The sequence below is a fragment of the Synechococcus lacustris Maggiore-St4-Slac genome (assembly GCF_024345595.1).
In the GTDB taxonomy this organism is placed as follows: Bacteria; Cyanobacteriota; Cyanobacteriia; order PCC-6307; family Cyanobiaceae; genus Synechococcus_D; species Synechococcus_D lacustris.
The window spans coordinates 1-11,778 of record NZ_JAGQBK010000031.1; the positions used below are offsets into that span (position 1 = coordinate 1).

Genomic DNA, 11,778 nt, shown 5'->3' on the forward strand with positions numbered 1-11,778 from the left:
AAGGTGTGATCTGGCTGCAAAACAAATACTGGCGCGCAAATAGCAGAGGCACGCCCATGCCACTGCTGTTTTCTCGCTAACACCAAACTGAACGGTCAAACCAATGACAACCCCACAAGGCCGAGACCCAGAGGGCCGGCATTTACCAAGGCCCCATGATTCTTCTGCGCTTCTTTCTTCTGGAAGGGCCCGCCCTGTAGCCCCTGGCGTCAACCCTGGTTCTGGTTTGGCTGTTAGGCCCTGCCAGACACGTCAAGGCGTAGCCCCTGGTTCGGACTTGCAGGTTTGTGATGCGTTAGTTGTTGAACATTTACCATTTGCTGCAAAAGTAGCCGCTAATTACGCCCGGCGTACTGGACATCCAAAAGAAGATCTTGAACAATTAGCAGCAATTGGTTTAATAAAAGCATCTAGAAGATATGATGATAAAAGAATAAATAATAGCAAATCAAATTTTATTGCTTATGCAAGGCCATTTGTAAATGGAGAAATTACCCATTACCTGCGTGATAAAGGCTTTTTGATCACAGTGCCAGGTCGTTGGCGTGAATTACATGTAAGGGGCCAAAAGCTGATTAGAGCAGGAACATGCGTAAAAATGCTTCCTGAGCTGCTTGGCATAACAACAGAGCGCTGGGCTGAAATCGTAGAAGCATGTGCCGTAAGGGTTGTTGCAATGAACCACATGGCGGAGGAGGAAGAGTTATAGATTTACTTCGAGGACGTGATGATAGAAAGTTTTGACCAGAACATAAAACCTATTAACTTGTAGTATTTGTAATTATCGCTGGTTATAACCCGCGGGTTTTTCGATAAAAGAAGGATTATTTGCTGATGCATGGAGTTGCTGTAAGCAGTCATTAAATTGCTCCATTAAGCCCCAAGTGATTTAAATAAAAAAGCGTCATCTTTCTTGGCACTGGGGCTCTGGGCCCAGAAGCGCCAGTGGCTGCCGCCAGCGCTGCTGTTGCCGGGCTGATCATAATCGAGCGCATGGAACTCCATGCCGACCTCAGCCAGCGCGCCCTGTTCGACAGCAACGCCCTGGACTGGACCCCATCGCCAATGGCAGGGGTGGAGCGGCGGATGCTGGATCGCCACGGTGAGGAAGTCGCCCGGGCCACCTCACTCGTGCGCTACGCCCCCGGCAGTCGCTTTGAGCGCCACAGCCATGGCGGTGGCGAAGAGATCCTGGTGCTGGAGGGCACCTTCTCCGATGAGCAGGGCGACTACCCAGCCGGCACCTATCTGCGCAATCCGGTTGGCTCCAACCACGCACCATCAAGTGAGCAGGGCTGCACGATCCTGGTGAAGCTGCAGCAGATGCACTCGGCTGATCAACAGCGCCTGGTGATCGACACCACCAACAGCACCTGGGTGCCCGGGCTGGTGCGCGGGCTGGAGGTGCTGCCCCTGCATGCCTTTGGATCGGAGCACGTGGCCCTGGTGCGCTGGGCGCCGGGCACTGTGTTTCAGCCCCACGGCCATCCCGGCGGCGAGGAGATCTTTGTGCTCGATGGCGTCTTCCAGGACGAGCACGGCAGCTACCCGGCCGGCAGCTGGCTACGCAATCCACCCGGCAGCGTGCACCGGCCCTGGAGCGAGGCGGGCTGCACCATCTGGGTGAAGACCGGCCACCTGCCAGCCGTCCAGGCGCCCGACGGCTCAGAAGCGTGAGCCTGGTGTCTGCAGAAAGGCCAGCTCTTCCGCACTCGACTCCCGCCCCAGGAGCGCGTTGCGGTGAGGGAAGCGGCCAAAGCGGGCGATCACATCCCGGTGCGGGCGGGCGAAGTCGGCTGGGTTATGTGGACGCCCTGGTGATATTCCAGGGCCTAGTGGAGGGCTTACCCCCATGAAGGTGGTACCACTGCGGCTGCAGCCGGGTGCCGACCTGCGCCGGGTGATGGAGGCCTGGATCGCCGAAAAGGAGGAACAGGCCGGCTGTGTGATCAGTGCAGTCGGCAGCCTGTCGGTGGCCCAGCTGCGCTTCGCGGGGGCGACCGAGGCCACCGTGATCCGCGGTGACCTGGAAATCCTCTCCCTGGCCGGCACCCTCTCGCCCGATGGCGCCCACCTGCACATCGCCATCGCCGACAGCAGCGGCGCTGTGATCGGCGGCCACCTCTGCGCCGGCTCGCTGGTGCGCACCACCGCCGAGATGGTGATCGGCCTGCTGCCGGACTGGCGGTTCAGCCGGGAGCTGGATCTGGCCACCGGCCACGCCGAGCTGCAGATCAAGGCTCAGCCAGAGCGGTGATCGCCCGCAGGGTCTCCAGCAAATCCGGTAGTAGCTGCTGGCTGGCTTGATCCGGCGGCAGGAACGCAGGCAGCGCCTCCAGGAAGTCAGAGACGTCATCTTTACTAACAGCTACCGCAGTAGCCGCCAGGAAAGATGTCAACCTTTGGAAGCATTTTATGTCTTCCATGCCAAGGTTACTTGGAAGCTTGTTGCTAGCGTTTCTAATAATTTATCAATCCATACCAAATCATTAGAAGCCAACTGCATCTGGACCTTTTTCTGCAAGTAAAAATCTATTAATTGCTTTAACATTGAATCTGGTGCTTAATTCAGGCGTTCTTGCTATAAACACCGGCAATAGCAAGTACCTGCTGATCTTGCTTGCACATCCCTATTGCTGTAGGCCCTGCTTCTCCCCCAGAAATTCCTGTCCCTATTCATCCAAGCCTTTTAGCAATCCTGCCGCGTTTGCAGTTAGTGCACGATTGTTGGGATTTACTTAATAACCAGAAGCAGTATTACCTGCCCCGTGGGGAGCGAGAACCTGATTCGGCATACAAAAGGCGTATTGATGCAGCCTTGCCATCAGGTTTTTTTCGTGATGCCCTGCGCACGTTTGCTGGGATGCTCGCTTCTAGTCACTGGCATCAATTACCTGCTTCTCTGCAATCAGTAATTACTGATGTGGATGGTTGCGGCACTGATCTGGGTGTGTTTTTAGAACGAGCAGATTTATTAGTGCTTAGAGATGGTGCTGCCTTAATTGCTGTAATCCCTCCTGCACACCTATGGCCCAGCGAAGGCGATCGGCAGCAGGCATTACGTAATGGCGATCGGTTTTCCTTACCGCGTTTATTGCTACTAGAACGTGCTGATCTTCTTAATTGGCATCTCCCAGCTAACCATGCACTACCAACTGCAATCACCTGGCGTGAACCATTAACTAACTCAGCAAACAGGAGCACCCCCCACAGGGCCAAAACCCAATGGGCAGAAGCTGAAAGGCACCACCCCTGGCAATACCTAACGGCCACTTTTATTGCTGATGACGGGTCTCTGACCTCAGGGTCTATGAACCTGAGGTCAGAGACGCTGCTAGCTGATCCCCAAGCCCCCAGCGGCTGGCGGACGCAACAAATTGAGCAACGTCATTACCAAGCCATTAGCCAACTGCCTGCTATTTGGTATGCAAGTGATGGTTCAGCATTTGGAGAAGGTGAATTACCGCACCTGGGCCTTGCTCATCAATACTTAAACCACTTCCGCTGCCAAAGCGATTACCAGGAACTGCTTTATCGAACTGCCCTGCCAGTGGGTGTACGCACCGGTGTAGCTGGACCCATGGGCAGCAGCTCCGCCAGTGAGCCGGTGGTGCTGGGACCCAACAGCGTCATCGACCTGCCAGAAGGTGCAAGCTTTCAGTTCGTTGAAATCCAAGCGCGTTCATTAGCGGAACATCGCAGCTGGCTGGAGCTGCTTGATCAAGGTATGCGCCGTGATGCCTTGATCCCAGCTGGCGCCCAGGGGGCACCGCGCACGGCCACTGAAATATCAATGGCTGCTTCTCAGGCCTACGCCCTGCTGCAGAGCCAGGCAATTCAGAAAGCATCGATGTTTTCATCCTTACTGCAGCACTGGTGCGCCATTACAGGAGAAGCACTGCCTGATAACGATGGGCCTGCACTAATCGTGGCAATTAGTTCTTTGGCACCAGCTCCAAAACCACAACCAACGGTGGCTGAAATGCTGCAGCTGCAGGAGAAGGGAATTATCAGTGAGCAGGCCCTGCGGCAATGGTTAGGGGATATAGCTGGGGTGGCACCAGTTACTAAATGAGCAGTAGCAGTAATCGGCCCGCTTCTAGCTGGCAGCCGTCTGATCAAGAAGCAATCCGCCAGTGCTTGGCGCTACCTGCAACGGTGCCATGTCTTGCTGCTATTTCAAAGGCAATGGCTGATCTAGAACGCCAACACCCATCAGGTGTATTAAGCGCTAGAGCTTTACTGGATGCAGTAGCACTGATTGATCAGCAGTTGCTCTCACCTGCTGCTGATCAAGAAAAAGCAATCCAAAAGCAGAGCAACTCAAGGCCAATTGCAGGCTCAGTTGCAGCAACAGGTGATGCACCACTGCAAAAAGCAGATGTGATCACCTACGACACATCACTACTTAGGGAAGAAACTGAAACCACCTATGCCACACCCAGCTCAGCAGCAACTGCATTTCTTAATCAAAGAAGGCGATATAGCGATCAGTTACTGCTATTACTGCCAAACCTAAACAGCTGGATGCAATTCACCGCTGCTACCTTGAGAATGGGCAGTGTTTCCATACTGCGGGGTTAGTTAATGGCAATAGCCAAGACCCACAGGGCCGAGATCAGCCCACGCCAATTCACTAGCGGTCAAAACCACGGGCAACAGCAATGGGTTGAAACTCCATTGCAAGCATTTGCTAATGCACGCTTGCTATTAAATGAAAATGCAAGGCCTGGTGATATCAATTCACCTGTTATTGCTACGCATGTAATTGAATGTTTATTAGAGCGGGCGCAATATATTACAGCGAAACTAAATACTACCGGAGTAGAAACCGGTGATTTTACATATAACGGCTATATAACAAGAGCAGCAAAGTTATCAGCCTCGCCGGGTTTTTCTTGGCTTAGTAGTGAATTGATTTGGCAGCAAAATGGGCGTCGTGTTGCATCCACACCAATTGCTTTATCAGCTGCTTATCCAGCTAGGGGTTCATTAGCAACTGTTGTTGCACCCTGTGATGGCTTGATCTGGCTTGGTGATCTGTCGTTGCTGAATCCTGCGGGTAACCCTGATGTAGATCCATACGCGCAATACACCAAATTTGCAGTACTGGAATTTGGAGCCCCATTTAACGATGGCGGTATCGGCGCTCTGGTGCAGCCTTTGATTGGCGAGAGGATCTATGGAACGCTTACCCCGAACGTTGACGTGCGGCAATAGGGAATAAGCAACACCGTGATGGGTTGCTATTCCTTCGACAGCCGAGACGGGTCATGACTACACAACTCTCAAGCAATGACCAGACTTATTCCGCCACTGGCGACAGCCAGGATGCTGCTGATCTATTAAGCAACGACCAGGAATCCACCCTCAAAGGCTCAGAGAGCCATGGGCTACACCAGGGGGCACAAACCCAAGGGTCAATGACCCGAGCAGAACCTGGTGACACCACTTTGGGGGCAACTGCTGTTACCAGCCATAGCAAAGACGGCCTTACAGAAGCGCTTAAATCTGAACGGCGCCGCAGCAACCAACTAGAAAAAGAATTGCGTGGTGTACGGCAGCAACTAACACGTTTTTCTGAAATTAATCCAGAGGAATACGCCCGCCTGCAAGAAGCAGAACGTCAAAAACAACTACTTGAACAACAAGTTGAATTACGTGAACGTCAGATGGAGGAAGCTTCTGCCAAAAAGGTGGCAGCAGTGGCCGCTGAACGTGATGCAGCAGCTAGTTTAGTTATGCAATTACGTAAAGAACGTCTACTAGAACGTGCATTTTCAGAAGCAGAAGGCCGCACTGGTGGTGATGTGCACGGCACCTTTTTTGATGTATTTAAAGGTCAACTAGGTGCAAGTTTTAGGCTTAATGCGAGTAAAGATTCAAATGCTAGCGATTGCCTTGAACCATTAGATGCGCAAGGCCAACCATTACTTGGTGATGATGGCCGTCCGCTTAGCACTGCTGATTTCCTTGATCAACTACGTATTCACCCCGTTTACGGTTTTTTATTTCAGCAGCGTGGTGCCATGACAATGGGCAGTGGTGTAATCAATCCAGGCCTAACTGCAAATCCATATGGCGAGGTGCTTAATCCACAATCAATGAGTGCTACTGAGCTATATCGCGCTTCTTTTGCTAGCCCTACAGCAAAAAAAAGAGCCCTGTGAGGGGCTCCTGAACTAAGACTGTAGGGAAGTAGCACTTACCAGATAGGTTTCAATCCAATCATGGTGTTGTTTTTGATTAATGCGATCAGCAATTGAAGTAGCTTCTTCTGGCACATGAAAGCGTTTACGGAATGCTTTTGTGAAACCGTCTAATGCAGGTTTTGGCAATACTTTTACATTAGCTAGGATTTTAGTAATTGTATTTGGATCTAAAGGCTCAAGGCCAGCTGACGTAGCAACAGGTTGATTAATGACCCTTGGGCTCTCAGCCCTTTGGGTTTCGGGCCTCGGGCCTGTGGCCCTTTGGGTCACAGTATCGATCACTTGCCGTTGTTGCTTGTCATAAAGCGCTAAACCAAATGGGTTACCAAAGGTCATTAGGGCACGTTTCATTGCATCAGTTTCAGCTTCTTTTAAAGCTGATTCATGGGCTTGACCTAGATCAGCATCGATGCCATGGCCGGCACCACTGCCTTCTCTAATGATCGCTCCTACCTGGATACGCACCTTGGCTGTGTAGGTAACACCCCAGCCAGTGCGGCCATCACGACCGATATTGCGTTCACGTTCGCAAACGCATTTTAATTCAATCGTTTCACGCTGCCAGCCATCAAAACCAAAGATGCGATTTGCTTCTGCGATCACATGCCAACCTTCTAGGTAAGAAAAGCTGCGATTTGATTGGTTGCGATATTGAACGTTAGCGCGATCAAGCGGTGCTGCTAGCGCATGTTGTTGTTGAGTAGAAAACATAGTAAATCAAGTGTTAAAAGGATAAATGGAAATAAATTGAACAATTATAAGTTAATTAATTTATTTTCCAACTGCGGCGATTAAGAAGAGTGGCGCCACTTACTTCTAAGCCTTTTTTTAGTGCAGCCTTTATTGCATTTTTATCTGGTGCTGTACTGGTTTTAACAACTAACCACTCAGCTGTAATTTTATCTAGATCAATAATTTCAACAATAGTTGATTTGCGACTTGTTAGTTCATGGTTAGGAAAAGAAAAGCGTGTTGCTTCTGGTTGTAAATGTGTAAGCACATATAGAAGCGATTGCTCAAGGGCATCAGCTCTGGTTTGATCAGCTTTGGCAATATCACTAAGCCTTTTGGCTTGTTGTTGCCTATAGCTAGCTTGTGCCCGTAGATGATCAATTACCCAACAGGTGGCATCAGCTTTATCTGATAGTTTTTGCTTATTACCTTCTTCTTGTAATAAGGCAGCTTCTAGTTCACCTAGAGCTGATTGAACAAGTTCTGGATCTTCTAGCTCTAACTGTGCAGCAAAAGCAGCGATCTGAGCTGTAAGTGCTTGGGCTTCTATACCAAGCTGCCATAGACCTAAACCAGACCTCATTGGGGCGGACCCCACAGGGGCGGACCCCACAGGGGCGGACCCCACAGGGGCAGACCCCACAGGGGCAGACCCCATAGGGGCGGAGGCAACAGGGGCAGAGGCAACCGGGTGTGGAACTGAGGGAAGGGAAACCATAGTGATTAAGCGCAAATAGGGTTTAGAGAAATAGAGCTGGCATCAGCACTGGTGGCATGGCCACAGGAGGCCTCAGCAGCAGAGATTTGCCTAATGGCAATTGGCACAGCTGATCTGGCACTTAGCTTTCGCGCTTGCTGAATTAGATCGGCAGTGCCCTTACCTCCAGGGAAGGCGATCACCAGAATTGAGATCTGCTCCTGTGTGGGTAACTGCAGAGCTATTGCCTTTTCAATTGCAAGCTGCAGTAATTGCTGATTACGAATTGGCCCTGCACAACGGCCATGGCGCTGCCAATCAGCTGAGATGGCAAGGCACGGCCAAGCCAATAGATGGGCGGCACGGTTGATGGCAGCATCAGCACCTTTTGCATTGCCGTGGATCAATAAATGAACGCGACAACCAGAAACACGTGCTAACAATGATCGGGCACAATCTTGATCAGAAATAATCAGATCACGACCACCACAAGCAACAATAATTTTAGACATAAGCAATTAAATGCAATAATAAACTTGAAAGAAAAAACTTACCGCAGGCGATGGGCTCGTGGCCTTTGGTGCTCTTATATTATACCCCATTAAGCAGCCAAAACAAGCAGAAAGCACTGCTACAAAAGGAATAAAGAGGAAACTCAATAATACTTATGCAACGCCAGAAAAGACAAAAGACCTCATATTAGCGCAGCCGCGGGAAAAGATTTACAGTGAACTAAGCCATAACAGACCCGAAACGGCATAGTGGCCTAGGCGGGTGGCTGTTGAACGATTAAGGCACAGCTGCAAGCTGTGCCAAGTTCAGAACAGCCAAACGCCGCAGCCAAAAAAACAGCACAAGTGATTGACTAAGAACATCAAGAAAGATCTATTAATAAATGCTTAAAAGTCGTAAATCTGGAGTTCTGCGTTGCTGGGAAACACCCCTAGTATAGTATGGTTAAAAAAACAGATAGCACCATGGAATAAGAATTCAAACGACCTTGGCAAATGAGGAACAAACGCCTTAAAAAGGCGTCAACTTTCATGCACTGGGCTGAAGCCCTCTACTCTGAAACCAGAATAAGTCGACCTATGGCGCCAAAAATGAAGCGAGAAATGGGAGTCAAAACAACTATACCAAATCTAACGAACGATGTCTGGTGCTTATCGAATAGAGCACAAAAGATATTTGCCACATGTGTTATAATGCTATTCAATTCGGTAGTATCGCCTGCATACTCAAAAGTTTCTAAACTCAGTTCAGACAAGGAACCGCAAACCTTGTGTGGATCACCAATGTCATCTGGAGAAAGAAGTCTAAGCAAGAAAGAAATGATGCAAATAAGCTCATTACTTGCCAAGGTTGAAGCCCTTGAAAGCAAAGAGTTCTACAAGGAAGCGACCAGCCATTACCATAAAGTCAAAAACATTATCATGAATGCAGAAGGGAGTTGCAGTATTAATGGTGCTCGGACTAGGATCATCTATGGGACCAAGCTTTTTAGGGCATTTAGACTTGAGGAAGCCGAAATGGAGATAAAAAAAGGATTAGAGATACTTCAACTCCACGATATGACAAGCAAGGAAATTTGCGATGAGGCGATCGGTGGAATTTCGTTTCTTAGTATGATTTATACAAAGAAATCTGATAATAAATCACTCTCTGAAACATTTTTCAAGGGGTGGCCTTATCTTAAAAAGTGCCTTAAGTCCCAAGGAGAAGTAACAAAGCCAAGATTATTTGATGTCTTTATCCGTTTAAGCTTGGACTTTTTTGCTGGCTACCATCAAGACCCAACAGAAACCAAAAGGAAGGAAAGGGCAGAGCTTGCATTTGATGCGCTAAATAAAGCTTACAACGTAGTAGATGGCAAGCCCACGCAGGAGCAAATGGCTGAAATACTGCTTAAAGAGGGATATTTTAAATATCTGATGTCAAGCACAAGAAAAGATCGTGAACGAGATGATCTATTGTTAAGATCTAAGGAAGCAACAATTCAAGCACTGCGTATCATTACTGAGCTAAACAAGCCAGAGCATGCCGCATCCGCTGTAAAGCAATTAGCCTATATACTTGAGTCACTAGGAGATTATACGCAAGCAGATAGTCTCTATAGGGGGCTTATTTTAAGAGCTTTAAGTAAACCGCTTAAGGTTGAAGACCTTAATGAAGACAGATCACTTCTATCCGGTTATGTCGCATTTAATAGAGACTGGAACGAGGGGGCAGGCTTCGGGGCGGCATTGCTAAAACTTAGACAGTGGGAATATGTAGCGCTTAAAACACTTCTGCCATCAATAACACCTAAAGAGCGGTTGGAGTATCTCAGTCTATTTGCTTTATCCGAAGATTTAGCAAGCATCGGGTTTTTAAAAAAGGTTATAAATGCAGAAGAATATTTAGATTCTTTTTTGCAGCTTCGTTATTCGCTTATCGAAGCAGAACTTATTGCATTAAAAATGCTAAGACAAGGTATTTCTGTACCTCGTCAAGGCGAATTTACCCAAAAATCTGATATAATGGCTAGGGCTAGCCTTGGTTTTACAAATCAAATCAGAGAGACGCTTAAAGATAATGAGCTCTTTCTTCAATTTGTTGAGGGATCAGATTTTGGCCAGAAATACCCGGCCATATCATCAGCTGAAATCGAGTCGAATACCCAGCCATTCATCGTTAGGAATAAAAAAGATCATCGATCAATAACGGCCTATAGTGTTTGCAAAAAAGAGTTATGCGATGGGTTGATGACTCATGCATTGAGTTCGTCATCTGAAGGACTAGAAGATGCTTCTCAGAGATGGCATTTGCTAATGGACAATCTGTTTACTCCTTCAATAATTGAAGAAATAAGGGGAGTAGACCTCATTTACGTTGGACTAGATGGATTTCTTCAGAAAGTGCCCATAGGGATTATCAGGACATATCTAAAGTCAAAGGGGCTTGAATCTATACGTGTTATTTCTATACAAAGCCTGGCCAACATCGGAAATCATGAAAGAAAGCTTTTGGACGGCATTTCAACGGTCTTTTATGCGCCTGAATTCGGCGACAAACCGAAATGTAAATCAAGCATATCTTGCCAAAAGCAATGGGTTAACCTTGCCTACTCATCAAAGGAAGGAGAAGCCATTTCGGAACTCACTTCTGCTCATAAACTATTTGGAAAATACGCTAGCAAGTCTTCATTCTTGGCTATTAAAAACCCTCGCATTCTTCATGTCTCTAGCCACGCAGGTTTTGCAGAGGAGTTAGAAAGTGGGGGCTTGGGTAGTTCTTCAGCCAAGGGTGTACAGCGAGCACTAGACGGCCTGTACAACCTTTATATTGTTACTTCAGGGGCAAATCTTCATTCAGCCAAGGATACGATTATCACCTACAAGGATCTTGCCGGCTTAGATTTAAGCGGAACATCGCTTGTCGTAATCTCTGCTTGCCAGACAGGCTTGGGTAGATCTACAAGGGGGTACGGACTCTTTGGTCTGCATCGTATTCTGTCATCTGTCGGTGCAGATACCACTCTCCTATCGATGTGGAAAGTAGACGATGAAGCCACCTCAATTCTAATGAGTATGTTTTATGAAAATCTAAAAGAAGGCTATACAGTCGATCAATCTTTGGCTAGAGCTCAAGATAGAATGATCGAGGATCCCAAGCTTATCTCCCGTGGCTGGGCTCATCCTTATTACTGGGCGGGGTGGCAAGTAGCTGGCAAGATGGATCCGGTCTTCGGTAAGTAAGCTCGAAGAACTTCCATGCATCATCTCAAATTTTGTCATTGTATGCTAGATGGTGCAGTTCCATGGCACCTTATTTTCCCTAATCGCGCCTGGCATATCTGCTGATCCCGGTCTGAGAACCACATGTAATGAATATTCACCATCGAAGGGCCCTATTTATTAAAATACCTAAAGCCAAGAAGAACCTAAAGCCCTCTAATTGCCGATAATCTCGTATAAATTATAATTGGATGAGTTCAGAGCATAACTAGAGCCTAGATAGAAGGCTTTATTAAAGAGCTTGATTGATGTTTGATGTTGACTTCTGCTAAGCAAAAAAAAGCTACGGCTCCATTGCTTCTGCCCGGCGGGCAGTTGCTGCTGATGTTGCTCTAATACGTAAAGGCAGTTGGGTGCGCAG

General features: G+C 48.3%; 13 protein-coding genes and 1 pseudogene. 8 read left to right on the forward strand and 6 right to left on the reverse strand.

Annotated features, from left to right (window positions below):
- Positions 1-277 precede the first annotated feature (277 nt).
- On the forward strand, positions 278-709 hold the full coding sequence (locus tag KBY68_RS11940) for a sigma factor (protein WP_255097411.1): 432 nt from the start codon (positions 278-280) through the stop codon (positions 707-709).
- 236 nt (positions 710-945) lie between these two features.
- Complete coding sequence (locus KBY68_RS11945; RefSeq protein ID WP_462476631.1) at positions 946-1,677, forward strand: cupin domain-containing protein; 732 nt, start codon at positions 946-948, stop codon at positions 1,675-1,677.
- Here KBY68_RS11945 and KBY68_RS11950 read toward each other — a convergent pair.
- Positions 1,666-1,797 (reverse strand): annotated as a pseudogene (locus KBY68_RS11950) (DUF924 family protein); the annotation flags it as partial. The gene KBY68_RS11945 and the pseudogene KBY68_RS11950 overlap by 12 nt on opposite strands.
- Before the next feature lie 55 nt (positions 1,798-1,852).
- Between KBY68_RS11950 and KBY68_RS11955 the strand changes: the two are divergent.
- Positions 1,853-2,257 (forward strand): PPC domain-containing DNA-binding protein, encoded by a 405-nt coding sequence (locus tag KBY68_RS11955; protein ID WP_255097413.1) that lies wholly within the window; start codon positions 1,853-1,855, stop codon positions 2,255-2,257.
- Here the strand turns inward: KBY68_RS11955 and KBY68_RS11960 are convergent.
- Positions 2,235-2,426, reverse strand: coding sequence for a hypothetical protein (locus KBY68_RS11960; protein WP_255097415.1), 192 nt, complete (start codon positions 2,424-2,426; stop codon positions 2,235-2,237). The two genes, KBY68_RS11955 and KBY68_RS11960, sit on opposite strands and share 23 nt — an antisense overlap.
- A gap of 392 nt (positions 2,427-2,818) precedes the next feature.
- On the opposite strand from KBY68_RS11960, the gene KBY68_RS11965 reads away from it, so the two are divergent.
- From KBY68_RS11965 to KBY68_RS11980, 4 genes are read left to right on the forward strand one after another with little or no spacing between them, the layout of a single operon-like run.
- On the forward strand, positions 2,819-4,075 hold the full coding sequence (locus KBY68_RS11965; protein ID WP_255097416.1) for a DUF4055 domain-containing protein: 1,257 nt from the start codon (positions 2,819-2,821) through the stop codon (positions 4,073-4,075).
- Positions 4,072-4,584 carry a hypothetical protein gene (locus tag KBY68_RS11970; RefSeq protein WP_255097417.1) on the forward strand — a complete coding sequence of 171 codons (513 nt, stop codon included), beginning with the start codon at positions 4,072-4,074 and terminating at the stop codon, positions 4,582-4,584. Before KBY68_RS11965 ends, KBY68_RS11970 begins: the two co-directional genes overlap by 4 nt.
- 3 nt (positions 4,585-4,587) lie before the next feature.
- Positions 4,588-5,220, forward strand: coding sequence for a hypothetical protein (locus KBY68_RS11975; protein WP_255097418.1), 633 nt, complete (start codon positions 4,588-4,590; stop codon positions 5,218-5,220).
- Between the two features lie 53 nt (positions 5,221-5,273).
- The gene (locus tag KBY68_RS11980) at positions 5,274-6,170 is read left to right on the forward strand and encodes a hypothetical protein (RefSeq protein ID WP_255097419.1); all 897 of its coding nucleotides are present in this window, start codon (positions 5,274-5,276) and stop codon (positions 6,168-6,170) included.
- Positions 6,171-6,182: 12 nt separating this feature from the next.
- Here the strand turns inward: KBY68_RS11980 and KBY68_RS11985 are convergent, their stop codons facing one another.
- From KBY68_RS11985 to KBY68_RS11995, 3 genes are all read right to left on the reverse strand, one after another.
- Entirely contained in the window at positions 6,183-6,923 is a 741-nt protein-coding gene (locus KBY68_RS11985; protein ID WP_255097420.1) for an RAD52 family DNA repair protein, read from the reverse strand.
- 55 nt (positions 6,924-6,978) lie between these two features.
- A complete protein-coding gene (locus tag KBY68_RS11990) occupies positions 6,979-7,527 on the reverse strand; it encodes a siphovirus Gp157 family protein (RefSeq protein WP_255097421.1) in 549 nt (182 codons plus the stop codon).
- A gap of 140 nt (positions 7,528-7,667) precedes the next feature.
- On the reverse strand, positions 7,668-8,153 hold the full coding sequence (locus tag KBY68_RS11995) for an SLOG family protein (RefSeq protein ID WP_255097422.1): 486 nt from the start codon (positions 8,151-8,153) through the stop codon (positions 7,668-7,670).
- Positions 8,154-8,936: 783 nt separating this feature from the next.
- On the opposite strand from KBY68_RS11995, the gene KBY68_RS12000 reads away from it, so the two are divergent.
- On the forward strand, positions 8,937-11,378 hold the full coding sequence (locus KBY68_RS12000; protein ID WP_255097424.1) for a CHAT domain-containing protein: 2,442 nt from the start codon (positions 8,937-8,939) through the stop codon (positions 11,376-11,378).
- A gap of 195 nt (positions 11,379-11,573) precedes the next feature.
- Here the strand turns inward: KBY68_RS12000 and KBY68_RS12005 are convergent.
- The coding region (locus tag KBY68_RS12005; protein ID WP_255097425.1) for a hypothetical protein at positions 11,574-11,778 on the reverse strand (205 nt) is incomplete at its 5' end.